The organism is Longispora sp. NPDC051575 (assembly GCF_040681875.1).
Classification (GTDB): Bacteria; Actinomycetota; Actinomycetes; order Mycobacteriales; family Micromonosporaceae; genus Longispora.
In genome coordinates, this window is the sequence record NZ_JBFAZP010000001.1 from 449,796 (window position 1) to 476,764 (window position 26,969).

The window sequence follows — 26,969 nt, forward strand, 5'->3', positions numbered from 1 at the left end:
GATCGCTACAGGGTCAGGGTCCAGGTGTCGAGGGTGCCGGTGTCGTCCTGGGCACCGTCGCGGACCCGCAGCTTCCATGTTCCGTTGCGGGCCTCACTGGAGGCGTTCACCGTGTACGTGGTGTTCACGTCCGCCGCGCTGTCCGAGGAGCTGGAGTTCTTCAGCCGGTACGCGGTGCCGTCGGGGGCGATCAGGTCGATGACGAGGTCGCCACGGTAGGTGTGCCGGACGAGCACCTTGACCTTGGTGGTCGCCGAGGCATTGCCCGCGCAGCCGGTGACGGTCACCGGGCTGTCGACGGGGCCGAGGTCGGCGATGGCGAGGTCCGTGCCGTTGGTGGCGGCCGGGCAGGCACCCGGGTTCGAGGTGGCCGTGGGGGTCGGAGTCGGCGTCGGGGTCGGCGTGGTGCCCCCGAACTCGGCCGCCTTCGCGGCGATGGCCGCGGCGAACGTGCTGACCTCGGTGTACACGCCGGGCTTGCGTGCCCCGGCACAGCCGTCGCCCCAGCTGACGATGCCGACCTGGATCCAGGCGTTACCGGCGTCCCGGCGGAACATCGGCCCGCCGGAGTCGCCCTGACAGGTGTCGACGCCGCCCTGTTCCCAGTTTCCGGCGCACAGTTCGGCGGCGAAGATGAGCCCGGAGTAGTCGCCGCCGGCCGACTTGCACGTGGTGTCGTCGATGAACGGAACCTTGGCCTTGAGCAGGTACCGCGACCCCGAGCCTCCCGAGGAGGTGTCGCCCCAGCCGGCGATGTCGAACGTGCCGGTGTTGTTGGCCGTGGTGTGCGCGATCGGCAGGGTCGCGATGCCCGTGACGGGCCGCTCGAGCTTCAGCAGTGCCCAGTCGCCGCCGGTGGACGTGCCGTAGGTGGGCGACTTGTACAGCTGGGTTGTCCTGACCTTGATCGCGCTGCCGCTCTGCAGGTCCACCGCGCCGAGGGTCACGGTGGTGGCGGTGTGCGGCCCGCTGGCGGCGTCGAAGCAGTGCGCGGCCGTCAGCACGACCTGCGGGCTGTACAACGCGCCGCCGCAGCCCATGGACAGGTGGACCATCCAGGGGAACTCGCCCGCGGCCGCCTCGGTGCCGCCGACGATGTTCGTGTGCGGGTCGGGTGCGGGGATCGCGCTGGCCGGGACAGCAGCCAGCGCTCCGGCCACGGCGAGCCCGAGCCCCGCGAGGGCCAGGGCACTGAGCCTGTTTCTGCGCATGGTGAACCTACTTCTGTGAGGGGATGCCGGACGCACACAGCCGCGACTGGTAGCGGACTGACGCATGCGGCCATTCGAAGACGTCTATGAGTAAAGGTGCGGTAAAACCGCCTGTCAACACTTCGAATGCGCCATAAGGCCCCATAGAAGTCACTTACAGAGCACATAAGGAACCGCGATCCACAATGGGCTTGAGCGCGGCTGAATGTGAATTTCCGCTCTGGCGGGTAGCGCACCGGGCCGACGGGTAATGTCTGACTGTTTTGTTCCTGCCCAGAGTCTGAGGTGACGGTGGACGATCGACAGGACGCACCGGGCGATCGGCCAGCCGACGCTTTCGCCGACGCGTTGCGGGCGGCGATCCGGTCCAGCGGTCTGAGCCTGGCACGCATCCGGCACGGACTCCGATCGCGCGGATTCGAGGTGAGCGCCGCGACGCTCAGCTACTGGCAGAGCGGCCGGAGCCACCCCACCCGGTCCCGGTCCCGGGAGCTGCTGGGCCCCCTAGCGGACGTGCTCGACCTACCCCACACCACATTCCTTTCGACGGGTACGCCGCAGCGGTCACCGACACCGTCCGGGGCGGCCAGGGAGACGTTGTGGGAGCACCCCGACGTGGTCACGGGGCTCGTCGCGCGCCTCGGCGGCCCTCCGGACTCGGCGCTGGTCCGGCTCCGGCAGCACGACCGGGTGACCGTGGGGCCGGACGGTCGCGAGCGGACGATGTGGAGCAGGCACGTGATGCGCGCCGCGCGGAACGACGCCTCGAGACTGCTGTTGATCTACCAGTCCGAGTCGCCGTCCAGTCCTCCTCCCACGGTCCGCGTGCTGCGGGGCGGTCATCCCGGGCGGATCGTGAGCGATTCCGGTTCCGGTCACACGGTCGCGGAACTGCTCCTCGACCGGCCACTGCGCCGTGGGGAGTCGACCGTCACCGAATACGAGTGGGAGTTCCATCCGCCCTTTCCGGTGGCGACGTTCTTCGAGCAGAAGTTCCGCCTTCCCGTGCGCGAGTACATCCAGGAGGTGCGTTTCCACCCGGCGGCACTTCCCTCGCGGTGCTTCCAGCAGATCAGCGACAGCACCGGCGGGGCTCCACACCACGTGCGGCGGCTGCGGGTGAACGCCGCCCACAGCGTGCACGCCGTCACCATGGACGCGCTCCCCGGCGTGTTCGGGCTCCAATGGACCTGGGACGCCTGAACCTCACCAGGTCCAGCGGACGCCGGAGATGCCCGCGACGTCCATGACGACCGCGTGCACGTTGTGGAAGACGTTGGGCACGAGCTCGCGGCTCTTCCGGGAGCTGATGTCGACGTGCGGTGTCGTGTAGTGCTCGCAGCGCCGGGGGGCCGCGCCGCCGGAGAAGTCCACCTCGATGACGTGGTGGCGCACGGGCAGCGGCAGTTTGCGTTCGTAGAACGTCTCCTGCGGGTACGGTCGCCGGTAGCACACCTCGTGCTCGATGACGACCAGCTCTCCGCGCGCGAGCGGCCGTTCGAGGATCAGCTCCACCGCGACCAGACCGGCGGCGCTCCTGCGTTCGATCCGGCCCGTCGTGCACTGGCTCAGCGCCCGGACGACCGGCGGCCGGGCGACGCCGTCACTCACGTGGTTGATCAGCGTCGTGCGGTCCGCACCGTCGAACTCCGCCTGCAGTACCTGCCAGGTGCGCAGGGAACGTGCCCGACGGTCCGGCCCGATGGTGAAGCGGTCGTGGTGGCTGAGCGACCGGAGTCCCCCGCTCTCCAGCGGTGGGAACCGTGCCGCGAGCTCGGTCACGTCCTCGCTGTTCTCCCACAACCTGGACAGGCCGAGCCTGCGGGGGGCGCGGGCGTTGCGCCCCCGGGAACGGGTCGTTCCCAACAGCGCCGCCAGCCCGTTGCCGGGCAGGTCGAGAATGTGCTCGAGTTCGCGGACCACGGCGAGAGACCGTGTTCCCTCCGGTCGGCTGCGCCCGGACTGCCAGTGGCTCAGGGTCGCCAGGCTGACCGCGAGTCCACGGATTCCCAGCCGGTCGCGCAGTTCCCGCAGTGTCAGCCCGCTGTCGGCGATCGCCCCGCGCAGGGCGACCTCGAACCGCTCCTCGACCTGTTCTCGGTTGGACACCTCGTACCCTCCTAGGCATGGGAACGGCAGGAGCCGGACATCAGGAGGGGATCCGTGAACTGCGGGCAAATGACCCATGGCTCGCAGCCAAGGTTAGCCTTTCGCCGTCCACCGTGGGCCTGTGAACTGCGGCACGGGAAACGACAAGTGAACGGCGAACACAGGCGCGTTGTGTCGCCCACTCGCGATGCGGTCGCCGCCCGTCGGGCGGCCCGGGGCCGGATGTGCCCGGCGGCCGCCGCAGGTCGCCTCAGCAGCTCTTCGAGGTCAGTGCAGGGCCGCCGGGGACGCGAAACCCTCGATCGTCCCCCAGCCCCTCGGGATGTGCCTTCGGGCCGTGACCCCGCCCGCCGCCCCGCCGGTCACGTTGCCCTCGATCGTGCTGAACCAGCCGACGTGCGCCGCCGTCACCACGCCGATGTGGTCGGAGTTGCCGTCCGGGGCCTCGAACGCCCCGTCCCGGTAGACCACCAGGTCGCCGGGGCGTGGCGTGTAGTCGGAGTCGGCCGGGTGCCAGGTGCCGTGGCGTTCCCCGTACCGCCGGCCCGAGCGCGCCCACTCGTCGAGTTCCTTCGCGCCCGACACCCCGGCATTCGTCCACAGGTACCTGGCGAAGTCCGCGCACCACGCGCCACGGCTCCAGCCGGCCCGGCACCCGGACCCGCCGCCCCGGGCCTGACCGGAGTAGAAGTTGCAGCCGTCGACCTCGTGGTCACGGTCGCCGTTGCCCAGTTCCCGCTCGGCGAGGTCGACGACCCGGCCCGCCTCGGCGGTCGCCGGTTCCGAGACCGGCCACAGGCCGACGGCCCCGGTCACGGTGACCAGCACGGCCACCACGATCCCCGCGATCAACCACCGTCTGCGCCTACTGGCCACTCTTCTCCCCCGGTCCGCGAGTTCGGGCCAATATACCGGCGCGGCCGGGCCCACCTGATCCGTCATGCCGCGCGCCGGACCGTTCGCGAAGTCGACGGCCCGCGGTCCGGCCGCCCGGACAGGCCCGACATCCGGCCCCGGCGGAAGCGGTGAACGTGAAATGGGGGCGATCCGCCGCCGGTGGACGGACAGCGGATCGGAACCCCTACAGGTGCCGTCAGACGTCGGCTATACCGGAGCAGATGTAGTTCTGTGACGTGGCGCTCGTCCCCTGACTGGTGGTGAATTCGACCTGGATGACTCCGCGCCTGCCCAGTTCGCACGGGATGGCGACGACCTCGGCGTCGTTGTGCCAGGGCAGTGCCATCCCGTTCTGGCTCCAGCGGATCGTCCGCGCGCCGGTTGCGGAATGGTACAGGAAGCAGCTGATGTACTGGTTACCCCCGTTGCCGCACTGCACGCTGAAGGCCGGACCGCTGACGGCGTGGGCGCTGGCCGGGGCCGCGACCGCCCCGGCGAGCGCGAGAGGGGCCGCGAGAGCTACGGCGGTTCGGTGGAGGGCGCGGTGCAGGTTCATGGGGGCTGTCCCTTCGTCGGGGCGTGCGGTACCCGGCCGGGGCGCGCCGGACCGGGCTCCCGGGTGCGTCGGTCCGTGACCGGGCGCCGGAGCCCATGGGGCGGCCATGGCCGGGATCTGTGCGGACGACCGCGGTGCTCCATCGTCCACTGTGGCGGATTTAATACTGGACCAACATTTGAGTTTTCTCAACATCAAACCGGCCTCCGCCTCGCCGACCCGGCCGGGAGGGGCCGCCGGCCGGTACCCGTCGACGGCTTGTCGAGATCGCGTTTTGGGGCCGAGTTCCGCCGTGGGCCTCCCGTTTCCGTCCCGGACCGGCGATCATGGCGATCATGGAGCCCTTTCGGATCGACGTGCCGGAGCACACGCTCGCCGACCTGCGGGAGCGCCTGTCGCGCACCCGGTTCACCGCCGCCTCGGACCGCACGCCGTGGAACGCCGGGACCGATCCGACGGACCTGCGCGCGTTGGTGGAACACTGGGCGGGCGGCTTCGACTGGCGGCGGATCGAGGCCAGGCTGAACGGGTACCCGCAGTACCTCGCCGATGTCGACGGCCGGCGGGTGCACTTCGTGCACGTGCGGTCGACGCGGCGCGACGCGCTGCCCCTGGTGCTGACGCACGGGTGGCCGAGCTGCTTCGTGGAGATGCTGGCGGTCGCCGACCGGCTGGCCGCCGACTTCGACGTGGTCGTCCCCTCACTGCCCGGGTTCGGGTACTCCGAGGCGCCGGGCGGACCCTTCACCGGACGGCGGATCGCCGGGACCTGGCAACACCTGATGACCACGACTCTGGGGTACCGGCGGTACGGCGCGTTCGGCGGGGACGTGGGGGGCAGCGTCACCCAGTGGCTCGGCGCCCTGTACCCGGAGAGTGTGGTCGGGATCCAGATGACCTCCGGCAGCCTCACCGCCGGCATCGACCCGGTGGCGCTGGAGCCGGACGAACGGGCCTACCTGGACGCCGAGCGGGCCTACGACGCCCGGGACGGCGGGTACGCCGAGATCATGCGCACCCGCCCGGACACGATCGCCGCGGCGCTCACGGACTCGCCGGCCGGGCTGCTGGCCTGGATCGTCGACAAGTACCGCGCCTGGAGCGACTGCGCCGGCGACCTCCCGACCCGGTGGAGCCCCGACGACCTCCTCACCGTGGCCACCCTCTACTGGGTCACCGGCAGCATCGGCTCCTCGTTCCGCCCGTACTACGACCACCCGCACGCCGACCCCCGGCCGCCGGTCACGGTGCCGACCGCGATCACCCTGAGCCACGAACCCCTGATGGCGGGCTACCCCCGGAGCCTGGCCGAACGCGCCTTTCCGAACCTGCGGCACTTCGCCCGCCCCGACAGCGGCGGCCACTTCATGTCCCACGAGGAACCCGACTACCTCGCGACACAGCTGCGGACCTTCTTCGAACCGCTGCGCTGAACGACCACGATCCCGGGATCGAGCTGCCCGTCTGCCCCGTCACTCCCAGTCCCAGCGCAGGCCCACCAGGCCGGGTACCGCCCCGGTCGCCAGGAGGTGGGCCGTGTCCCTGCCCGCCATCGGGATCTCGGAGTAGTCCAGGTCCGGGCCGTCGACCCGTTCCCTGCTGAAGCGGTAGCACCGGACGGGCACCACGCCCGACGTGAACCGGACCTCCAGGGACGCGTAGGTGCCGCGCAGCGGAATGCCGTAGCAGAACTCGTGGCAGGGCACTCCGCTGGCGTTGTGGTGCTCGTACTCCAGGATGTGGGTCTCGCCCACCCGCAGCACCCGGTCGAAGAGCAGCTCGGTGGCGACCATGCCCGTGGCCCGGTCCCGACGGGCCCGGCCCAGCCGGCAGTTGGCCAGCGGCACCACCCGCATCAGGTCCGTGTCACAGCCCGCGTCGCCCTGCACGAGGTCGACGTGCCGGTCCACCTCCGCCACCGCGCGCACCACCCGCACGGTGCGGCGCCGGGTCACCGAACGGTCCGGACCGATGTACAGGCCCGCGAACACGCTGACCGTGCGCAGCCGGCCCAGCGCCGGAGTCTCCAGTTCGGACACGATCCGGTCCAGGACGGAGACGGGTGTGAACGGCTCCGAGTACCGGTCCGCGTCGGGCGGCGGGTCCGGTCGGGGGCCGCGCGGACGCGGGGGCCCCAGGAGCACCATCAGCGCCGCACGCGGCAGCCCCAGGATGTCCTCCAGCGCCTCGACCGCCCGCAGGGACGCGTCCCGCTCGGGCCGGCGCGCCCCGCTCTGCCAGCAGCTCAACGTCGCGACGCCGACCGGCACCCCGCGCTCTGCCAACCGGGCCTGGATCCGCTGCAACCCCAGACCCCGGGCGCTGATCGCGGCCCGCAGCGCCCGACCGAACGGACCGGTCCGCAACGCGACCGCCAGTTCCTCCTGACCCGCCCGCACCGCCACCTCCCAGAGCCCCGGGCACCACGACCGTGGACGACAGAGGGAGGTCGCCCGGTGAGCCTCGGACACATCGTGTACCTACATGTGGAGTATGATATTACACCTCACATGTAGGTACATCACCTTGTCGACCGTGGGAAATGGCGAGAATCGCGTCGGGCCTGAAGACTCCGAGCCCCGCCGAACGCCGGGGTCCCATCCGTGGCCCGGGGAGCCTCCAGCGGCGGGAATTGCGCTGATGTTCGCCAGCCCGTGGCGCGGCGGTCGCCCCGGGGCGGGCATCGACCCAAGTACCATGCGCATCTATGGTAGTCAATCACTTGCGGCGGCCGGGCCCTCAGTGGACGGCGGCGTTCCTGACTCTCGTGGTCACCATCGGACTCGCGGTGACCACGGGCACGGCCTCGGCCGCGCCGAGCATGACCGTCACGACCGCGCTGGCCACCCAGAACGGCCAGACGGCCACGGTCGTCGGCTACGTCGCCGGGGAACCGACCGGCGCGAACACCGTGCTGCGGTCCGCCTTCACCGGCGACACGGCCATCGCGATCGCCGACGCGGCCTCGGAGACCGGTACCCCGCGCATGCTCTACGTCCAGGTGACGGCGGCCTACCGGGGCACCTTCGGCCTGCGGACGAATCCGGGCCTGATGGGACGGTCGGTCACGGTCACCGGCACCCTCACGGCGTACTTCTCCCACGGCGGGCTCAAGAGCCCGACGGCGATGGTCCTCACCGGCGCGCCGCCGACCCAGCCGCCCACGTCGACGCCCACACCCGCTCCGACGTCGAGCGGCGGGCCCTACGACGCGACCTACTACCGCGACGCCACCGGCAAGACGGGCCCCGCCCTGCGCGGCGCCCTGCACGCCATCGTAAAGGTGCAGACCAGGCTCACCTACGACCAGGTCTGGGACGCGCTCAAGTCGACCGACCAGGATCCGGCCAACCCTGGCAACGTCCTCCTGCTCTACACCGGACAGAGCAAGAGCAAGGCGCAGAGCGGCGGCGGCGTCGACGACTGGAACCGCGAGCACGTCTGGGCCAAGTCGCACGGCGACTTCGGCACCGCGACCGGGCCCGGCACCGACGTCCACCACCTGCGCCCCTGCGATGTCTCGGTCAACTCCACCCGGGGCAACAAGGACTTCGACACCGGCGGCAGTCCGGTCGGCGAGGCGCCCGGCAACTACACCGACGCCGACTCGTGGGAACCCCGCGACGCCGACAAGGGCGACGTCGCCCGCATGATCATGTACATGGCCGTCCGGTACGAGGGCGAGGACGGCTGGCCCGACCTGGAGATGAACCAGTCCGTCACCAACGGGTCCGCGCCGTTCATCGGCAAACTGTCGGTGCTGTTGCGGTGGAACCTGTCCGACCCGCCGTCGGCGTTCGAGAAGAACCGCAACCAGGTGATCTACGACAGCTGGCAGGGCAACCGCAACCCGTTCATCGACCATCCGGAATGGGCCGGCGCGATCTGGGGCAGCTGACCGCCGCTGCGTCCACTGTCCGGCCGGGCAGTGGACGCGGCGGGGCCGTCAGCGCGCGTGCCACCGGGCCAGCAGCTCCGCCTCGCGTTCGGCGGACAGCGACCTCTCCGACGGGGCGCCGCCGGCGAGCGCCTCCCGCGCGGCCTCGCCGACGGGGCGCGACCGCAGCCCGGCCCGCAGCGAGGCCGCCGGGTCCGCCGTGTTGATCAGCTCCTCGGCGCGGTCGCCCTGCGCCCACATCGGCAGGGCCGCGACGGTCTCCCCCTCGGCCAGGAGGAACGCGTCGTCGACCCAGGTGACGGTGCTCTCCGCGACGCCGATGCCCACCCGCACCTCCTCGAGGAAATCCGCATAGGTGTACGTCGCGGACGCGCCGACCAGGTGCAGCGTCCCGGACCGGCCCTCGGCCAGGGCGGCGAGCGTGAAGTCCGCGATGTCGCGCGCGTCGACGACCTGCAACGGCGTGTCCGGGGTCGCCGGCGCGAGGATCTCGCCACCGCGCGCGATCCGGTGCGCCCAGTAGTCGACGTGGCCGAAGTGGTCCCACGGCCCGAACACGTACGACGGGCGCAGCACGAGGACGTCGGCCCCGTACCGGTCGGCCGCGACCCGCTCGCACAGGACCTTCAGCCCGCCGTAGTTGGCGTAGGTCACCTCGGTCGGGGTGGGGCCGTCGAGCGCCCGGAGCCGGCTGTCCTCGGTGAATCCCGGGCCCTCGGGGTCGTAGACGGACACCGTGGAGATCAGCACGTACCTGCCGCCCCGGCCGCCGAGCGCGTCGGCGAGCCTGGTGACCTGGCCCGGGAGGTACGCGCAGACGTCGATCGTCGCGTCCCACCGGCCGTCGGCGAGGGTGGCGGCGAGCGCGTCGGGGTCGTCGCGGTCGGCGAGCAGGTGCCGGGCCGCGCCGTCGAACAGGTCGGCGCCGGTGCGGCCCCGGTGCAGGAGGGTGACCTCGTGTCCGGCGGCCAGGGCGGTCGCGGCGAGGTGCCGGCCGACGAACCGGGTCCCGCCGATGATGAGGATGCGCATCGGCCGATCGTATGCCCAGGAGGGTTCCGGACGGGCCGGCGAAGGGGCCGGCGCGGGGCAGCGCCGTACCCGCGGCGTCCGTAGGATCCGGTGCTGAGTCCCGTCGCGGTGCGCGGGACACGACGGGGATCCTGGAGACACGGCGCATGGTGCGGCTCGCGATGGGACAGATCCGGATGCGACCGTGGCGGGCGGTGGCGTTGTTCGCCGCGATCGTGTTCGCCACCACCGGGTTCACGGTGCTGACCGGCACCACCACGACCGCGCGGGCCCGCACGACCGGCACCGTCGACCGCAACTACCGCGCGGCCTACGACATCCTCGTCCGCCCCCAGGGTGCCCGCACGGAGCTCGAACGGCAGCGGGGGCTGGTGCGGCCCAACTACCTGTCGGGGCTCTACGGCGGCCTGACCCTGGACCAGTACGAGCAGGTCAAAGCTACGCTCGGGGTGCAGGTGGCGGCCCCGGTGGCGATGGTGGGGTACGTGCTGGCCTGGTCGCAGGGCGAGGTCGACGTGACCGACGCCGTGGACCGTTCCCTGACCCGCCAGGTGCTGCGGGCCCGGCCGACGTGGCGGGCCGACCGGGGGCTGAGCACGCAGACCGACGACAGCCCCGTCCACGTGTACGTCACCCGCAACGAGGTGGCCTGGCCGACGGATCAGCCCGGCCGCTACACCGACGGCCGCGACCACAGCGCGGCGGTTCTGGCCGCCTGCGGTGCGGACCTGGCCAGGCACGCGGTCGAGATCGGGGCCGACGGATCGGCGACCCCGGTATGCCGCGAGGTCGGGGGCGCGGGGACCCGTCCGGCGCTGGTCGTGGCGCACCTGCGGGCCGACGGGGACTTCGACCTCGGCGGCATTCAGCTGGGCGGTCCGACGACGAAGCGGCTGACGGTGTGGAAGCCCTGGCCGATGGCGCTGATGCTCGCGGCGATCGACCCGGTGGAGGAGGACAAACTCGTCGGGGTGGCCGGCGCGCTGGTGTCGGGCCGGAACCTGGAGGCCGCCGACGGCACGGTCCGGCCGCTGCCGGGTCATCCGAACATCCCCACCGTGGGGGTCCTGGCCACGTCGCGGCCCTACCTGGACGAGCAGCTGACCATGGACGTCGAACGACTCGGCCCCGACGCGGCGGCCACGCTCGGCGGCACCCCGGCCACGGTCCTGGACACGCGTCTGTCGGCCGCCGCGGGACGGACGCTGTTCCGGCACAGCGAGAACGCCGAGGACGCCTACGGGCGGCAGTTGCGCAGCCGGTTGCACGCGAACACCTACGTCATCGTGCGCGGCGGGCCTCCGGAGTACGGGACCGCGCCGGACGGGAGTCTGCGGCCCACGACCCGGGGCGCCGACGCCGGGATCTGGGCGCCCGTGGTGCAACGGAACGGAGCGGTGCCCCGGTTCGCCGCCGACGACGCGACCCGTTCCGTGTCCGCCCAGCGGCGCCAGCAGACCGGGTCGACGGCGCAACCCGCCGCCATCGCCGTCGGCACGTTCGATCCGCAGCGCCTCGTCGGGTTCTCCGAGCTCGCGACGGTGCCCCTGGAGACCTACTACCCGCCGCGCGCGACCGGGGCGGACCAGCGCAGCCGTGACCTGCTCGGAAACAGACCCCTCCAACCCAACAGCAACCCAGCCGGGTACCTGGCGACGCCGCCCCTGATGCTCGCGACCCTCGGCGCGTTGCCGGCCCTGCTGGAACCCGACAGTCCGATCGCCGCCGCCCCGATCTCCGCCGTCCGGGTCCGGGTCGACGGGGTCACGGGCGTCGACGCGCTGTCCCAGGAGCGCGTCCGGCTGGTGGCGGAGGACATCGCCCGCCGGACCGGCGCGGACGTCGACATCACCATCGGTTCCTCGCCCGCGCCGCAGACGGTGGCCCTGCCCGGGGGCAGGTTCGGCCGGCCGGACCTCAGCCTGGTCGAGGGCTGGTCCCACAAGGGCGTGGCGATGAGCATCGTCAAGGCCGTGGACCAGCGGAGCGTCGCCCTGTACGCGCTGGTCCTGGCCGTGTGCGCCCTCTTCCTGGTCAACGCGGTCTCGGCCGCCGTCCGCGAACGCCGCCGGGAACTGGCCATCCTGTCGTGCCTGGGCTGGCCCCGGCGCCGGTTGGCCGGCCTCATCCTCGTCGAGGTCGGCCTGCTCGGCGGCGCCGGCGGGGTGCTGAGCACGCTCGCGGCCCTTCCCGTGGCGCGACTGACCGGCGTGGACATCGACTACCGGCACGCCCTGCTCGCGGTGCCCGTGGCCGTCCTGCTGGCGCTGGTCGCGGCGGTGGTGCCAGCGGTGCGGGCCTCCCGCGCGCATCCCGCTTCGGCGGTGCACCCCGCCGCCAGCACCAGGGGCGGCCGGGCCAGGGTGCGCGGCCTGTTCGGGCTCTCGGTGAACAACCTGGCGCGGACCCCCGGGCGGACGTCGCTGGCGGCCGGCGGCCTGACGGTGGCCACGTTCGGGTTCACCATGATCACGGCGATCAACGGGGCCTTCCAGGGGCGGGTGGTCGGCAGCCTGCTGGGCGAGGTGGTGTCCGTGCAGGTCCGGGCCGTGGACCTGATCGCGATGTCCGTCACCGCCGTACTCGCCGTCGCGTCGGTCACCGATGTCCTCTACCTGGGTGTCCGGGAGAGGGCGGGCCAGTTCGCGGTGCTCCGGGCGTGCGGCTGGTCGGAGGCGCAGGTCGGCAGGCTGGTACTCGGCGAGGGGCTCCTCCTCGGCGTACTCGGCACGCTGCCCGGCGCGGCCCTCGCCCTGGCACTGCTGGCGGCCCTCGGCACCGGGGTGACCGGGGACGTCTGGGGCGCGGCGCTCGGCACCGTGGGGCTGGGCGTGCTCCTGACCGGTGTGGTGGCGGCGATGGCCCCGCTGGTGCTGCGTCGGCTGCCGCTGGCCCAGCTCATCGCCGAGGAATGACAGTACCCGTCAAGGATTGGACTTCGACAGCATGGCAGTCTCCACCGGAGCTGAGATCGACGTGGACGCGGTGGTGAAACGGTTCCGTGCCGGCGGAACGGACCTCGCGGCCGTGGACGGGGTGACCCTGCGGCTGCCGTCGGCCAGCGTCACGGCGTTGACCGGCCCTTCCGGGTCCGGCAAGTCGACGCTCCTGCACCTGATCGGCGGCATCGAGCGGGCCGACTCGGGACGGATCCTCGTCGACGGGGACGACATCACCGCCATGGACCGCAGGGGCCTCACGGCCTACCGGCGACGGATCGGGTTCGTCTTCCAGCGCTTCCACCTGCTCCCGGCCCTCACCGCCCTCGACAACGTCCTCGCACCGGTACTGCCCTTCCGGGTCGACTTCGACCGCGCCGCCCGCGCCCGCGAACTCCTGGACCGGGTCGGACTCGCCGGCCGGCACGACGCGCTGCCCGCCCAGTTGTCCGGCGGCCAGCAGCAGCGGGTGGCCATCGCGCGGGCCCTGATCGCGCGGCCCACCCTCCTGCTCGCCGACGAGCCCACCGGCGCCCTCGACTCCGACACGGGTTCGTCGATCATGGATCTCCTCTGGGAGCTGCGCGCCGAACACGGCATGACCCTCGTGATCGCCACCCACGAGGACGCCGTGGCCCGCCGGTGCGAGCACCTGGTCCGGCTCCGCGACGGCGCACTCGTCAGTCCATAGGAGTCCGCACTCCCCCACCCGGTCACGGAGGACCCATGCCGCATCTGCACAGCATCGACCAGTGGCTCACGGCCCACGCACCCATCACCGCCACGAGCCTGCGTCCACCCGCCACGGTCGAGCAGCTAGACCGGGCCGAGCGGGAACTCGGCCACCCGCTGCCCGACGAGCTGCGCCAGCTCTACCTCTGGCACGACGGGACCGTCGGCCTGGCCGGATCCTCCGCCCCCTTCGACATCGAGCCCTCGCTGTACTTCCAACCCCTCGACGAGGCCCTCGCCGCCCGGCAGTGGCTCAACGACCTCTACGCCACGATCAACCAGGACGACTACATCACCTGGCGGGCACACTGGCTGCCGATCGCCGCCGACGACTGCGGTGCCTACGTGGTAGTCGAAACCCAGGGCCCACACACCGGCAGGGTCATCTACCGCAGCGACGAGGACGGACCCCACCTCGAACGGGCCTGGCCCACCCTCACCCACTGGGCGGACGCACTCTCCACCGCCCTGACCACCGGCGAACCGTTCATGCGGGTCCACCTGCCGGTCCCGGTCGACGGCACACTCACCTGGGACTGGGTCGGGCCGTCGGCACCCACTCCGCCCAGCTTCCCTCCCGGGTTCCAGCTGCCCCAAACCTGACCACGGCAGCCATGAGGCGGAACGGTCGCCGCCACGGGGTAGCGTGAGCCGACCGAACGGGGAGGATCACATGGCGTACACGGCGGCGGAGCCCAGGACCACGGCGGACTGGCGCACCGGGGCGGCGGTGGTGGTGACGGTGCTGGCGTGGGCATCGGCGTTCATCTCGATCCGCAGCGCCGGGCAGTACTTCACCCCCGGGGCGCTGGCCCTGGGCCGCATGCTGGTCGCCACGGTGGCGGTCATGGCGTTGCTGCTGATCCGGCGCGAGGGCTGGCCCGCCCGGGGCGCGTGGCCGGGCATCGTCACCGGCGGCCTGCTGTGGTTCGGCGTGTACATGGTCGCGCTCAACTGGGCCGAGCAGAAGGTCGACGCCGGCACCGCCGCGATGGTGGTCAACATCGGCCCGATCATCATCGCCCTGATGAGCGGACTGCTGCTCCGGGAGGGTTTCCCCCGCCCGCTGATGATCGGCATGGCGGTGTCCTTCGCGGGCGCCGTCGTCGTCGGGTACTCGCAGTCGCGGGGCGGTGACGCCCCCGTCCTCGGAGTCCTGCTGTGCGTGGTCGCCGCCGTCACCTACGCGTGCGGGGTGGTCGTGCAGAAACCCGCCCTGCGGTACGCGTCGGCGTCGCAGGTCACCGCGTTCAGCTGCCTGGTGGCCACCATCGCCTGCCTGCCCTTCTCCGGTCAGCTGCTCGACGGCCTGGGCAGCGCGCCCGCGTCGGCCACCGTGAACATGGTCTACCTCGGGCTGGTCCCCACGGCGCTGGCCTTCACCACCTGGGCGTACGCGTTGGCGCGCACGACGGCCGGGAAGATGGGCGCCACGACCTATGTCGTACCCGCGATCGTGGTGTTCATGTCGTGGTTGTTCCTGTCGGAGGTACCGGGCTGGTGGACGGTCGCGGGCGGCCTGCTGTGCCTGGCCGGGGTCGCCGTGGCCCGGCGCGGCTCCTCACGGCGGCCGGCGGCCGTCCCGGCTGCCCGTCCTGACCACGGGACGGACTGACCCGACGACGCACTGTCCACGGGCGACGGTCGTCGCCCGTGACGGCGTCAGGCTCGGGCCGGGAAGTCAGGGCCGGTTGTGCACGAACCACGCGTCGCCCGCGGACAGCGCGGTGGCGACCTCCCACCGGCTCAGGTCGAGGTTCGGACCGAGCCCCTTGAGCTGGCAGGCCGCGCTCCACGCCTCGTCACCCGGGGCCGGGGCGCGACCGACCTGGAACTGCAACATGGTGCCCCACGCCGCGACCAGGCGGGCGTCCCACCGGTGGTGCCACTGCGCCAGCACCTCGGCGAGCGAGAGTTCGGCGTCCGTGCCGAGCGCACCGAAGAAGTCCACCCAGTATCCCGAACTGCGGACGTCGCTGGTCGGCAGCAACATCAGCAGAACGCTCTCCGGTGTGTACCAGTTGTCGGTCCGCGTCTGGAACCGCACGCTGTCCAGCACCTGGTCGTGGAGTTCCGGGTCGGCGAGCAGCCGGTCGTACAGCGCCCGCTCGAATGCATCGCTCGAACTCGGCAGGGCCAGATCCGACGCCAGGGACGCCAGGTCGACGCCGGCCAGGCCGTGCGCGTAGTGCTCGACGTTGTCCTCGTCGACCGCCTCCTCCGCCTCGGGGTCGTAGAAGGTCAGCCAGGGTTCGGAGGACGCCGCCGCCTCGGTGAACTCCCGCAGTCGCGACTCCGACGGGCCCGGCTCGGGCTCGGGCAGCATCGCGAGCGGGCCGGTGAAGTCGTCGGTGACCAGGAGGGGCAGGCGTCCGGTGACCGGCACCAGGGCGTCGGCGGCCCGCCAGGCCTCGTGCAGGCGGCGAGGATCGATACCTGCGACGAGGATGGTGCCCGCCGGCCCGTGGCCGATCGGCAGGCCGGCCAGTGGCGTGCCGACGAACGCCGCTTCGATGTGTTCGAGATCGTTTCGCACCGTGACAGTGTCCCCGATCGCCGGCGCGCCGTGGGGGCGGACGGCGGGCCGGTACTCGCTGAGACAGCTGGGGTGCCGCGTTGTCGACCTTCGGCGGGGAATGCTTCTCAACTGTCGCGGGCGTGGGCAGTGGCCGTCGATCCGTCGATGGTGAGTCCGAACATCCGCAGGGCTCGGCACGCCTCCTCCCGGCCCTGGCCGTGCAGCAGGTCGGCCAGCCGGTTCGCGGCCTGGTCGTCGCCGTTGGCCGCCAGCGCGCGCAGCCTGCTCCTGGCCCTGGCTCAAGCCGCGCGGGTCCGTCGCACGGTGACGGCGGCGAGGCCGAGGAGCCAGACCGCGACCGCCGTGACGCCGAGGGAGGTGAGGGGTCCGGCGTCGACGCCGCCGAGTTCGACCAGCGGCAGGCCCGCGAGCAACGTGGCGCCCGCGCCGGTCCAGGTCAGCCAGGTGGGCACGGTCGCCCGGAGTGCCGCCGTCGCGCAGCCCACCGCGGCGGCCCCGAACGCGGCGACGCCGAGTAGCTCGCCGATGCCGCCGCCGAAGTCGTTGAGTACCTGGTACTGCAGGGCGATCGTGGGCCGCAGCGCCGGGTCGGCCCAGCTCTCGGCGAGGGTGGGCATGGCGGTGAGCCAGCGGAGGATCCCGATCCCCCGGGCCAGGCTCGACAGGCCGGCGAGCAGCACGGCCAGCCGGGCGGCGGTTCCGGTCGCGCGGCCCCCGACGGTGACGGCGACCGCGATGACGGGCAGGAACAGCAGCGAGTACCCGAGGTATACGAGGTAGCCGGTCCGCAGGCCCGGTTCGTTCGCCGCGACGAGCGGCAGGATCACCGAGGCGGGGTCGCCGAGGCCCTGCGGCCAGTTGACCGCCCGGCCGAGCACGACGAGCGGGACGGCGATGATCAGGGCCTCGAAGGCGAACAGGATGGCGGCTGAGCGCCTCACGGTGATCATGGGGTGACCTTCCTGGCAGCAGTTTCGAGCAATGTTAGATTTACCTGACAGTGTCAGTCAAGCCGGAGTGCGTTAGATTGAGCTGTGACCGCCCCCCAGCCCTCGCTGCGCGACCGCAAACGCGCCGCGACCATCGACGAGATCAAGGCGGTCGCCGTCCGGCACCTGGCCGCCGACCCCAGCGCGATGACCCTGCGCGGCATCGCCCGCGAGGTCGGCATGACCGTGCAGTCGCTCTGCCACTACTTCCCCAGCCGCGAGGACCTGATCACCGCCCTCGTCACCGACGCGCACGCCGAACTCGCGACCGCCGTCGAAGCCGCCCGGCCGGTCGACCTGGTCACCGCCGCCGCCGCGTACCGGGGTTGGGCCCTCGCCCACCGGTCCCGGTTCCTCCTGATCTACGGCACGCCCGTCCCCGGGTACGCCGCGCCCGCCCAGGGCCCGACCAGCGGGGCGGCCCGCCGACTCGGCGCGGCGTTCACCGCCGCGATCTACGGCGGCTGGTCACCCGGCGACCTCGAACGCGTCCCGCCCCCGGGGACCGACCCCGCCCTCGACGCGGCCCTGGCCCGCGCGGGCGACCTGACCGGCACCGGCCTGCCGGCGGGCGCCCTCGGCTGGGGCCTGGCGCTGTGGGCGCAGCTGCACGGGCTGGTCATGCTGGAGATCCTCGGACACCTGCCGATGCTCGGCGACCAGGCCGGGGCCTTCTACGACCGGACCGCCCGCCGGGCCGCCGCCGACCTCACGACACTGCGGCCGTAGCCCGCGTGGCGGGTCCCTGCGGCGACACGGAGGGGCTCGGGGCCGCACGTCGGGTACCGCGTCGGAGCACTCTCCTAAGATGCGCCTTGAGCTGCGCGACTGTGAGCTGAGGGAGCATGAGTGAGCGAGTACGACGTCATCGATGTATTGGGTGCGGCGGTCCGGTCCGACCTCACCGGGGCCGAGACGGCGCCCGAACTGATCCGGCGGGTCCTCGAGGAGGACGCGTGGCGTAGCTTCACCTCCCCGGGCGGTGGACAGGTCAGCCACGAGCGGTTCGACTCCTTCGTCACCGGCGCGCCGCCCGAGGGGCTGGGCCAGTCGATTCCGGACCTCGTCCAGCTCGCGGCCGGCGATCCCGGGACGCTCGGGCTGCTGGCGGCGGCGCTGGGGGTGCACCCCGCCGACCTGGTGCCCTCGTCTCCACTACCGCCGGCCGACGCGGCGCCGACGTCGCCGCCGCCACACGCCGACCCGGTGCCGTCATCACCGCCACACGCCGACCCGGTGCCGTCATCACCGCCGCACGCCGACCCGGTGCCGTCGTCACCGTCCCGGGCCGCAGGCGACGTGGTCGAACAGGACGCCCAGCACTTCGGCAGGTACGTGCGCGCGGGTGGTTGGCTGTTCGGTCTCCTGGTCGCCCGGAACGTCCGCCCGGCGAGCGCGGAGCAGTCGGAGTCCCCGACAGTCGACACCCGGCCGCCCAAGGTCTCCGCCGCCGCCTTCGCGATCACGGCGGGCTGCTCCAAGGACCGGGTCACGCGGTTCTACCGGGCGTGGGAACGCGCCGCGCTCGCGGGTGTGGTCCCCGGCTTCGAGGCGCTGACGCCGGGGGTCGACATCGAGCTGCCCGAGCCGCATCTGTGGTCGGAGTACTTCACCTCGTACGAACGCGGCAGCGACCGCCGCGAGAGCATCGCCGAACAGGCCGAGGCAGCGGGCAGCAGCTACGGCGACGCGGTGCGCGTCGCCGAACACCCCACCGCCCTGCGCACCGCGATCCTCGGCGATTCCAGGACGGCGGAGGCGGCCAGGAAGGCACTGGTCGACCGGCTCGGCGACGATCCGGCACTCCAGTCCCTGCTCGCACGGGACATCGCCGCGATGCCCGCCATGCGCAGGGCCGTGTCCGACGAGGCCAAACGCACCGACCAGGCGGACTATGTCCGCAAGATCGCGCAGAGCGGCAAGGCCCGCATCTCCTCGGGAGAGATCTCGCTCACCGACGAGGCGGTCAGGAGGATCGCCGAGCACCTGCCGGTCGAACTTCCGGAGGAGGCCACGGCGGAGGAGGTCGCCACGGCGTACGAGACGGCGCAGACGCTGATCGCCGAGGCCGTCGAGGCCGATCCCGAAACGCAGCTCCAGGAACGCCGGCACCGGTTCCGGCGCGCGATCACGACCTCGGCGAAGCAGATCGAGTCCATCGACGCGGACGGTGTCGCGGACCTCGCCGACGACGAGATCCGGGAAACCCTCATCGCCCTCCAGCGGAAGATCAACGTCCTCGCCCAGCAGCTGACGACCACCGAGCTGCTCCGGGCGGTCTGACCGGGGGCGGCGCGTCGAGCCTGCTGCTCAGGGCGGTCTGACCGGCGGCGGTGCGCCGAGCCGGCAGCTCCGAGCGGACTGACCGGCGGCGGCGCGGGGAGCCTGCCGTTCGCTGTCGCGCCGTACCGCGAACGCGACGGGCGGGATGGGGCGCGCCCGCCGGCATCCCACGCGGCGCGCACCCCGGGCCGGTGCGCGCCGATCCTGTGGACGCCGGGCCGAGACGGCCTGGCGGGAACGCAAGGCCGAGCCGGCCCGTCGGGGAGCTCCCCGACGGGCCGGCTCCGGGTCACACCCGGACCGTCGCGGAGCCCACCCCGGTGGTGCCGGGATCGACGAGCACCGTGTACGTACCGGTCACGCCCAGGGTGACGCGGGTCAGCGTGACCGTCGCCCCGGCGGAGCTCTTGGTCGTCAGCACCGTTCCGTCGGGCGCGCGGAGGATGTAGCTGGTGGACACCCCGAACGCCGCCCCGGTGACCGCCACGGTGATCTGCTGTCCGGCGGTCCCGACGAACGACACCACACCGTTCTGCCCCGGGCCGGTCAGGGTCACCACGACCCCGGGGCCGCCCGCCGTGGCCGGCACGGCGACGTCGGCGGGCACCGCGTAGACCTGGGCGGTGATCTGACCGGTGCCGGTGGTCTGCGGGTCGAGCAGCAGGGTGTGCTCGCCCGACGCGGTCAGGACGACCGGCTCGACGAAGCAGGACACCCCGCAGTTCATCGCGGTGACCAGCACGGCGCCGTCGGGCGCGAGGACGGAGACCTTCGCGTTCTTGGCCACGCCGAACGTGCCGCCGGTCAGCGCTGCCGACACCCGGTCGCCGGCAGTACCCGTGAAAGTGATCTTCGCGTTGCGGCCCGGCTGGGGCAGGGCCGCGACGACCGCCGGTCCGCCGGGAGCCGTGGGCACCAGCAGGGGCGCGGCGTCGACCAGAGCCAGGTCGATGCTCCCGGTGGACCAGCCCAGCGGGTCGTAGAACAGGGTGTAGTCGCCCGTCACGGGCAGGGTGAGGGTGTCGTAGAAGCAGGTCTGGCCGCACTGCTGGTTGGCCTTCGCCACGGCGACCCCGTCGGGCCGGCGGACGGTGGCGGCGCCGCTGGCCAGCGTGCCACCCGACAGCCACACGCTCACCTTCTGCCCGGCGACCCCGGCGAACGTGACCGTGGTGTTCTGGCCCGGGGTGGTCGTGGTGATCCGCACCGGGGCGCCGCCGACGGCCGCGCCGGTCGCGGTGTGCGTCACGTCGTAGGCGGTCATGGTGATCGAACCGTTCGCGCCGCCGCTGAACACCCGGTGGTACCAGAGTGTGTAGTCGCCGGTGACGGGCAGCAGGAACGGCTCGACCACCGCGTTGTTCGGCGCGTTGACGGTGGAGTACGCGAAGCTGCCGTCGGGGGCCTGCACGGTGAGCCCCATCTGCTGGGTACCGAAGGTGCCGTTCTCCAGCCGGAGCCCGAGCAGGTGCCCCGCGACGCCGGGTACGGTGAGCCGCGCGCCCTTGCTCGGCTTGTCGAGGTCGACCGGGAACGGGGTGCCGTCCACGGTCAGCGTGCCGGTGACCGGCGACATGTCGACGAGGCCCACCACGAAGGGCTCCTGCTGGGCGTTGTCCAGGACCAGCTCGTAGTCGCCGACCGTGGGCAGGCCGATGCCGTTGAGGTCGCACGGCTGCCCGCAGGACCGCAGGTCGAAGACCTGGCCGTCCGGGTGCCGGAGGTGCAGGTAGGTGAGGGCGGTGCCGCCGACGGTGACGTGCACGGAGAGCACCCGGTCGGGCTGGCCGGTGGCGAAGGGAATGACCGCGCGCTGCCCGTCGGCCACCCGCGCGGCGGTGACCTGCGGACCGTCGATGGTGGCGGGGACCACGACATCCGGTTCGGCGGCCAGGGCCGGGGTGGGGGCCGTCAGCGCCAGAGCGACGAACGTGCCGAGCACCGCGGCGCGCAGTCGGCGGGTCACCTGAGCGGAGAAGGGTCTCATTCCCAGACCGTAGCGGCCCCGGGGCGCACCGGAAACGGGTACATCGATCACTGAAAATCCCTTCGTAGCCCCGACCTGCGGCCAGGGAGTCGGGTCGGAATGCCGATAGGTCTGAAGGAGGTGTCGGGAGGCCGGCTGCTGGTATGCCACGGGCCGCCACCGGGTGACGACCCGGTGGCGGTGCGGGTGCCGGGCATTCCCGACGAGAGGAGGTTGGCAGAGGCCGCTGAGAGCCGACTCAGAACCCGCTCAGAGGACGACGACCCCGGCCCGTCTCAGGCGGGGATCAGCGCGCTGAGACGGTCCAGCGTGTACACCTCTGAGCCGTCCGGCAGGTCCTCGGGCGCGTCGAGGCCGACGAACACCACCGGCCCGGCCGGCCGGTCCCCGGTCCACATCGTCACCTCGGCGCGCGGGCGCCACCGGTCGACGAGGTAGGACACGGTGAGATGCCGCCGCTCCATCAGCGCCCGTACCCGGTCAGCGGTGGTGAAGGTGTTGTTCTCCACCCGGTTGAACGACGGCGTGCCGCCCAGGTAGAGGTGCAGCCAGACCGCCTGCCAGCCGTGCCCGTCGCGGACGAACACCACCGGCAGCGCCACCCGGCCCTGCCCGCGCAGCTGCGAGCGCGCCCGCACGGTCCGCGCGTCGAACGGGGCGCCCGCCTGGCCCGGCGCGCGGACCTGGTACCCGAACATCGACTCGGCGACCTCGTCGAACGACTCGCCCGCGTAGATGTTGACCTGCGGCACCACGTAGCGCGCGTCGACGGTCCGTGGCACGTCGATGAACTCCGTCGCGCCGTCCCTCGCGTCGGTGACGTCGCCGGAGTGCACCAGGCCGTGGTGGCGCAGGTTCGTCCAGGACACCTGGCCCGCGGTGCGGAACCCGTCGTCGAGCAGGAGCACCGACAGGTCGTAGTCGGTGCGGCGGCTCGACTGGCGCCAGTGCGTGAAGAAGCGCAACACCTCGCCGGGTACGGCCGCCCGCGAGCCCCTCGGCAGCACCGCGAAGCCGCCCTCGGACGCCCGGCCGGACAACGGCAGCGCGACGTCGAGCACGGCGGGGTCCACCACCAGCGGCCGGTCCAGCTCCGGCAGCCGGGCGCTGATCCGCTCGTCGAGCAGGGCGGACAGTTCGAGGATCAGGTCCACCGGCAGCGGGGGACGCTCGTCGGGGCCGACCCACGCGGTGCGCGAGCGGCTGGCGTACATCCGGGCGGGCTCGGGCGTCAGCCGGTTGTCGACGTGCTCGCGCAGGGAGAGCAGCACCCGCCCCGACGCCGAGCCGAGCGCGCCGGTGACGGCGGCGGTGACCGTGGCGCGCTCGGAGTCCGACGCCCGCCGCAGCAGCCGGTCGGCGGACCGCAGGAGCAGTCCCGGCGCGGCCGACAACACGGTCGCGGCCGTGGCGACGTCCCCGGCGCGGATCGCCGTCTCCGCGCGGCCGGCGAGACCCGGCGCGCGCCGCTCGCCCCGTGCGACGGCGAACACCCGCCGGGCGTGCGGCCACTGGGCGTACTCGTGCGGGTGCAGCCGTTCGCCGAGCCGCTTCCACGGTTCGGCGTGGCGCGAGACGTCGCCGAGCTTGCGCGGGTCGGCCCGGACGACCTCGTCGAGGGCGGCCAGCAGCATCCGCCGTTCCGGGCGGCGGAAGGCGCGCAGCCGGGTGGGGGTGAGGAGCGCGGCGTCCCCGTCGGAGACCTGGCAGGCCAGGCGCAGTACGTCGGTCGTGGTGTCCACGCCGAGGAGCGGGCGGCCGAGGACGAGCCGGATCCCGTTGAGCACCGCGCGGTTCTCCCGCACCGGGATCTCCGTCGGCTGCGCGCCGTCGAGGCAGGCGACGGCGAGCTCGCCGAGGATCGCGAGGTCCGCCTCGCCGAGCGGGGTCGTGCTCTGAGCCAGGGCCAGGTAGAGGCGCTCGGCCTCCACGTCGGCGGGGTCGCCGAGCCGCAGCAGGGTCAGCCGGTCGCCGGCACCGGTGACCAGGGCGTCGTGCGCGGCCAGCAGTTCGGCGTAGGTGTGCTGGTAGGTGCCGTAGCCGGGCAGGTCGAGCAGGTTCACCCCGCCGAGGTCCCGCAGCCGCGCCTCCGTCACGGTGCCCGAGCCGGCGAGTACGGCGGCGCGCAGCCGGTCCGTCCAGAATTCCAGGGTGTCGGGCACTCCGTTCGGGAAGCCGATGAAGTAGGCGTTGTGCTGGACGTGGTCGCCGACCAGCTCGCGCACCGCCGAGACGACCGTGGCGGCCAGGTCCGTCGCCGGACCGGGGGCCAGGGCGCCCAGGTGCTCCAGCAGCGCGCGGGACGCCGAGAACCCGACCTCCAACAGTGCCGCGTCCAGCTGCCGGGCCACCGGCGTGCCGTCGCCCGCCGGGCCCGTGCCGGCCGGTACCCGCAGCGTCTTCTGAATGATCAGCTTCTCGAGCACGTGGTCCCCCCGTCCGGCGATGGTCGTGTGGTGGGCCGCCGGGGAATCGAACCCCGAACCTTCCGATCCAACAAGGAGAAGGAAGCGCCTCCATGGCCGCACGGGGCGGAGAGCGGACGCGCTACTCAGTCGGATGCTCTGCCATTGAGCTAACGACCCGCCGACGATCATCGCACCGCCCGGCCGGCGTGGCCAACCGATTCCGCCTGGGCCGCGCCTCGCGGCCCGCCGGCCCCGGCCTGGGCCGCGTGCCGGCCGGACCCGGGACGGCCGGTCCCGGATCGGCCGGTCCCGGGACCCTGCCGCACCGGGCATCCGCCTCGCCACGGAAACCGATTTGCACCCGGCCGGCGGAGCGGCTGGGATCCTTCGGTGGACACCATTCTCGCCGCCGCCTCCCGGGCCCTCGGCCACCCGCTCTCCGATCCCGTCGACCTGGGCGGCGGCAGTCGCTCGACCGTCGTGCGGTGCCGGACCCCGAACGGGGCGACCGTGGTCGTGAAGGCATACGGCGACACCGCGCACTCGATCGGCGGCTTCACGGCGGAGGCCTCCGCGCTGGCGTTCGGGCTGGCCGGGCCGGAGCTGTTGGCCGTGGACCGGGACTTCCCGCTGGTCGTACTCGCCGATCTCGGCCCGTGGCCCACCCTCGCCGACGTGCTCCTCGGCGACGACGCGGAGACCGCGCGCGACGGGGTGCTCGCCTGGGCCGCCGGACTCGGCGACCTCGGGGCGCGCGCCCACGGCCGGCGGGCGGAACTGGCGGAACTGCGGACCCGCTACGACCGGGGCGAACCCGGCTGGGACAGCGACCCGTGGCTGCTGACCAGCATCCGGAAGCTCCCCGGCACCCTCACCGCCGCCGGTGTGACCCCGCCGCCGGGCCTCGACGCCGACCTGGTCGACATCGGGGCACTGACCGGCGACGCATACCCGGTCTTCACCCCCGGGGACACGTGCGCCGACAACAACGTGCTCACCCCGGACGGGCTCCGGCTGCTGGACTTCGAGGGGGCCGGGTACGTGTCGGCGTTCCTGACCGCCGCGTACGCCCGGATGCCGTTCTCCAGTTGCTGGTGCGTGTTCCGGCTGCCCCCGGACCTGGCCCGCCGCGCCGAGGACACCTACCGTGCCGCGCTCGTGCTCGGCTACCCGGAGCTGGCCGACGACTCCGTGTGGGGTCCCGGGGTGCGTCGGGCCGTGGCCGCCTGGACCCTGGCGGTGACCGCGGGGCTGCTGCCCTCCGCCCTCGCCGCCGACCGGCCGATGCACCCGAGACGCCCGTCCCCGACGGCCCGCCAGCTCCTGACGCACCGGTGGGGGCTGCTGGCCGACGAGCTGACGGCCGCCGGGGAACTGCCGGCGGTGGCCGCGACCGTCGGGACGCTGCTGGAGCTGACGAAGGAGTGGGACGCGCCCGCGTTGGGGCTGTTCCCGGCGTTCGGGGGCTGAGGGCGGCGGCGTCCGGGTCCGTTCAGCCGCGCAGGCGCTCCAGCGCGGCGACGGTCGCGGCGACCGGTGGCAGGTCGCCGATCTCCGCCTGGATCCGGGCCGCGGCCCGGCGGTGGGCGGGTTCGGCGAGCACCGCCGACACCGCGTCGCGCACGTCCTCCGGGGTGGCGGTGACCGGGTCGACCACCCGCCCGACACCGAGTTCGACGCAGCGCGCCGCGTTGTGCGGCTGGTCGGCGCCCATCGGCAGCAGGACCGCTGGCAGGCCGTGGGCGAGAGTACCGGTCACGCTGCCCGAACCGCCGTGCGAGACGACGACGTCGCAGCGCGGCAGGAGCTCGTCCTGCGGGATGAACCGTTCGATCCGCACGTGGGCGGGCTGCGGACCGAACCGCGCGGGATCGATGTGCTCGCCGACCGTCATGACGATGTCGGCGGGCAGCTCCCGCAGCCCGGCGAGGACCCGGGTGTGCAGGTCCGGGTTGGTGTAGATCGTGCCGAGGGTGAAGTAGACGGTCGGCCGCGCCCCGGCCACCCGGGCCGGGGCGGTGGCCGACGTCCGGTAGGACAGCGTCGTCGGCGGCAGCGGCGCGGCCGGGCTGCGGAAGGTCGGCGCGAACGGCGACAGCACCAGCCCCCGCTCCAGCACGGCCAGTTCCGGATCGGGCGGCAGGCCGAGTTCGGCCCGCAACGCGTGCAGCGGCTCGGCGACGATCTCCGGGCGCAGGAACGTCCCGGCCGCCAGGACCAGCACGGTCGCGCAGGGCACGTCGAGCAGCTCGGCGACGAGCGCGGCGCCGAAGTCGACCTCGTCGCGGACCATCAGGTCGGGGCGCCACTGCTCGACGATGCCGGGCAGTACCGCTGCGTGCCGGCGGGCACCGGTGCCCGCGAAGCCTTCCCGCAGGTTCCGTTCCTCCTCCGCCGGATCCGTGGCCTCCAGCGGTCCGTGGACCGGCACGAGCCTCGGCCGGGGCGGGCTGGTGGGGAACACGGTGAACCCGGCCGCCCCGATCGCGGCGACCATGACCCCGCTGCCGGCCACGGCCACGGTGTGTCCGGCCGCCTCGGCGGCGCGGGCGACGGGGACGAGCGGGTGGAAGTGGCCGCTACCGCCGATGAAGGTGAACAGGATCCGCACCGGTCGGATAGTAGTGCCACCGGCGGCGACGGGGTGACCCGTCGCGGGGCCCCGGCGCCTTGCGGCGGCACGACACACTGGACGGCATGCGTCGAGGTGCACTGATCGCGTTCGCCCTGCTGTTCGCGGCCACCTGGTGGCGGCCACAGTGGCCGGCCGAGCAGGCCCTGCACCACTCGCTCACGGTGCTCGGCCTCGGCCTGCTGTTCTGGGTACAGCGCCGCCGGCCCCTGCCCCGGTCCTCGTTCCTGCTGGTCCTCGCGTTCCTCGCCCTGCACACGGTCGCCGCCCGCTGGCTGTACTCCGCGGTGCCCTACGACGACTGGACCGACGCGCTGTTCGGCGTGCGGCTGTCCGACGCCCTCGGCTGGCGGCGCAACCACTTCGACCGCCTCGTGCACCTCGCCTACGGGCTGTGCCTCGGGCCGGTGCTCTGCCGGCACCTCCGGGAGGCGTTGCGCTGGCCCGCCGTCTGGGCCGCGCTCGGCGCCGTCACGGTCGTCACCGCCACCGGGGCGCTGTACGAACTCCTCGAATGGGGCGTGTCGCTGCTCGCGCCGCCGGAGCTGGCCGAGGCGTACAACGGGCAGCAGGGTGACCTGTGGGACGCGCAGAAGGACATGGCGATCGCGCTGCTCGGGGTCGCCGTCAGCGCGACGGTGTTCGACCCCGGGCTGCGGCGCTACCGCCGGCGGGCGGTGGACCGGGCCTAGCGCCTCCAGTACCCGGAAAAGGGTCTCGCTTTCACGCCTGGCGGAGCGGCACAGCCCGCCGGTGA

General features: G+C 72.9%; 22 protein-coding genes and 1 tRNA gene. 11 read left to right on the forward strand and 12 right to left on the reverse strand.

All coding sequences use genetic code 11. The features are described 5' to 3' along the window. Nucleotides 1–5: 5 nt before the first annotated feature. Nucleotides 6–1,211, reverse strand: coding sequence for a trypsin-like serine protease (locus AB0M43_RS01875; protein ID WP_363720203.1), 1,206 nt, complete (start codon nt 1,209–1,211; stop codon nt 6–8). Nucleotides 1,212–1,634: 423 nt separating this feature from the next. Here AB0M43_RS01875 and AB0M43_RS01880 point away from each other — a divergent pair, with 423 nt between their 5' ends. Next, complete coding sequence (locus AB0M43_RS01880; RefSeq protein WP_363720205.1) at nt 1,635–2,414, forward strand: hypothetical protein; 780 nt, start codon at nt 1,635–1,637, stop codon at nt 2,412–2,414. A gap of 3 nt (nt 2,415–2,417) precedes the next feature. On the opposite strand, the gene AB0M43_RS01885 is transcribed toward AB0M43_RS01880, so the two are convergent. The 3 genes from AB0M43_RS01885 to AB0M43_RS01895 form a co-directional block, all read right to left on the reverse strand. Next, a complete protein-coding gene (locus AB0M43_RS01885; protein WP_363720207.1) occupies nt 2,418–3,320 on the reverse strand; it encodes a hypothetical protein in 903 nt (300 codons plus the stop codon). A 267-nt stretch (nt 3,321–3,587) separates the two neighbouring features. Further along, nucleotides 3,588–4,262 carry a CHAP domain-containing protein gene (locus AB0M43_RS01890; RefSeq protein ID WP_363720209.1) on the reverse strand — a complete coding sequence of 225 codons (675 nt, stop codon included), beginning with the start codon at nt 4,260–4,262 and terminating at the stop codon, nt 3,588–3,590. Nucleotides 4,263–4,413: 151 nt separating this feature from the next. Continuing rightward, nucleotides 4,414–4,773 carry a hypothetical protein gene (locus AB0M43_RS01895; protein WP_363720211.1) on the reverse strand — a complete coding sequence of 120 codons (360 nt, stop codon included), beginning with the start codon at nt 4,771–4,773 and terminating at the stop codon, nt 4,414–4,416. A gap of 335 nt (nt 4,774–5,108) precedes the next feature. On the opposite strand from AB0M43_RS01895, the gene AB0M43_RS01900 reads away from it, so the two are divergent. Next, complete coding sequence (locus tag AB0M43_RS01900; RefSeq protein ID WP_363720213.1) at nt 5,109–6,206, forward strand: epoxide hydrolase family protein; 1,098 nt, start codon at nt 5,109–5,111, stop codon at nt 6,204–6,206. 39 nt (nt 6,207–6,245) lie between these two features. Here AB0M43_RS01900 and AB0M43_RS01905 read toward each other — a convergent pair whose 3' ends face one another. Further along, the gene (locus tag AB0M43_RS01905) at nt 6,246–7,172 is read right to left on the reverse strand and encodes a hypothetical protein (RefSeq protein ID WP_363720215.1); all 927 of its coding nucleotides are present in this window, start codon (nt 7,170–7,172) and stop codon (nt 6,246–6,248) included. 308 nt (nt 7,173–7,480) lie between these two features. Between AB0M43_RS01905 and AB0M43_RS01910 the strand changes: the two genes are divergently transcribed. Further along, nucleotides 7,481–8,671, forward strand: coding sequence for an endonuclease (locus AB0M43_RS01910; RefSeq protein ID WP_363720217.1), 1,191 nt, complete (start codon nt 7,481–7,483; stop codon nt 8,669–8,671). A 48-nt stretch (nt 8,672–8,719) separates the two neighbouring features. Here the strand turns inward: AB0M43_RS01910 and AB0M43_RS01915 are convergent, their stop codons facing one another. After that, nucleotides 8,720–9,703 carry an NAD-dependent epimerase/dehydratase family protein gene (locus AB0M43_RS01915; RefSeq protein ID WP_363720219.1) on the reverse strand — a complete coding sequence of 328 codons (984 nt, stop codon included), beginning with the start codon at nt 9,701–9,703 and terminating at the stop codon, nt 8,720–8,722. 146 nt (nt 9,704–9,849) lie between these two features. On the opposite strand from AB0M43_RS01915, the gene AB0M43_RS01920 reads away from it, so the two are divergent. From AB0M43_RS01920 to AB0M43_RS01935, 4 genes are all read left to right on the forward strand, one after another. Then, complete coding sequence (locus tag AB0M43_RS01920) at nt 9,850–12,618, forward strand: ABC transporter permease (RefSeq protein WP_363720221.1); 2,769 nt, start codon at nt 9,850–9,852, stop codon at nt 12,616–12,618. Between the two features lie 31 nt (nt 12,619–12,649). Continuing rightward, nucleotides 12,650–13,333, forward strand: a complete 684-nt coding sequence (locus AB0M43_RS01925; protein ID WP_363720223.1) for an ABC transporter ATP-binding protein — start codon at nt 12,650–12,652, stop codon at nt 13,331–13,333. 35 nt (nt 13,334–13,368) lie between these two features. Further along, nucleotides 13,369–13,977 carry an SMI1/KNR4 family protein gene (locus AB0M43_RS01930; RefSeq protein WP_363720225.1) on the forward strand — a complete coding sequence of 203 codons (609 nt, stop codon included), beginning with the start codon at nt 13,369–13,371 and terminating at the stop codon, nt 13,975–13,977. A 70-nt stretch (nt 13,978–14,047) separates the two neighbouring features. Continuing rightward, nucleotides 14,048–14,989 carry a DMT family transporter gene (locus tag AB0M43_RS01935; RefSeq protein WP_363720227.1) on the forward strand — a complete coding sequence of 314 codons (942 nt, stop codon included), beginning with the start codon at nt 14,048–14,050 and terminating at the stop codon, nt 14,987–14,989. 66 nt (nt 14,990–15,055) lie between these two features. On the opposite strand, the gene AB0M43_RS01940 is transcribed toward AB0M43_RS01935, so the two are convergent. Then, entirely contained in the window at nt 15,056–15,910 is an 855-nt protein-coding gene (locus AB0M43_RS01940; protein ID WP_363720229.1) for a DUF4253 domain-containing protein, read from the reverse strand. A 281-nt stretch (nt 15,911–16,191) separates the two neighbouring features. Next, complete coding sequence (locus tag AB0M43_RS01945) at nt 16,192–16,863, reverse strand: DUF4386 family protein (protein ID WP_363720231.1); 672 nt, start codon at nt 16,861–16,863, stop codon at nt 16,192–16,194. An 84-nt stretch (nt 16,864–16,947) separates the two neighbouring features. Here AB0M43_RS01945 and AB0M43_RS01950 point away from each other — a divergent pair, with 84 nt between their 5' ends. Together AB0M43_RS01950 and AB0M43_RS01955 are read left to right on the forward strand one after the other, a co-directional pair. Then, entirely contained in the window at nt 16,948–17,631 is a 684-nt protein-coding gene (locus AB0M43_RS01950) for a WHG domain-containing protein (RefSeq protein WP_363720233.1), read from the forward strand. A gap of 120 nt (nt 17,632–17,751) precedes the next feature. Next, nucleotides 17,752–19,185, forward strand: coding sequence for a hypothetical protein (locus tag AB0M43_RS01955; RefSeq protein ID WP_363720235.1), 1,434 nt, complete (start codon nt 17,752–17,754; stop codon nt 19,183–19,185). Nucleotides 19,186–19,474: 289 nt separating this feature from the next. On the opposite strand, the gene AB0M43_RS01960 is transcribed toward AB0M43_RS01955, so the two are convergent. The 3 genes from AB0M43_RS01960 to AB0M43_RS01970 form a co-directional block, all read right to left on the reverse strand. Continuing rightward, entirely contained in the window at nt 19,475–21,172 is a 1,698-nt protein-coding gene (locus tag AB0M43_RS01960; protein WP_363720237.1) for a hypothetical protein, read from the reverse strand. Nucleotides 21,173–21,447: 275 nt separating this feature from the next. Further along, on the reverse strand, nt 21,448–23,598 hold the full coding sequence (locus AB0M43_RS01965) for a hypothetical protein (RefSeq protein ID WP_363720239.1): 2,151 nt from the start codon (nt 23,596–23,598) through the stop codon (nt 21,448–21,450). Nucleotides 23,599–23,626: 28 nt separating this feature from the next. Continuing rightward, nucleotides 23,627–23,757, reverse strand: a tRNA-OTHER gene (locus tag AB0M43_RS01970). A gap of 213 nt (nt 23,758–23,970) precedes the next feature. On the opposite strand from AB0M43_RS01970, the gene AB0M43_RS01975 reads away from it, so the two are divergent. Further along, complete coding sequence (locus AB0M43_RS01975) at nt 23,971–25,050, forward strand: hypothetical protein (protein ID WP_363720241.1); 1,080 nt, start codon at nt 23,971–23,973, stop codon at nt 25,048–25,050. A gap of 22 nt (nt 25,051–25,072) precedes the next feature. Here AB0M43_RS01975 and AB0M43_RS01980 read toward each other — a convergent pair whose 3' ends face one another. After that, nucleotides 25,073–26,191 (reverse strand): glycosyltransferase, encoded by a 1,119-nt coding sequence (locus AB0M43_RS01980; RefSeq protein WP_363720243.1) that lies wholly within the window; start codon nt 26,189–26,191, stop codon nt 25,073–25,075. Nucleotides 26,192–26,277: 86 nt separating this feature from the next. Here AB0M43_RS01980 and AB0M43_RS01985 point away from each other — a divergent pair, with 86 nt between their 5' ends. Further along, nucleotides 26,278–26,904: a DUF2238 domain-containing protein gene (locus tag AB0M43_RS01985; protein WP_363720245.1), complete on the forward strand. Its 627-nt coding sequence runs from the start codon at nt 26,278–26,280 to the stop codon at nt 26,902–26,904. The last annotated feature ends 65 nt before the right edge of the window (nt 26,905–26,969 follow it).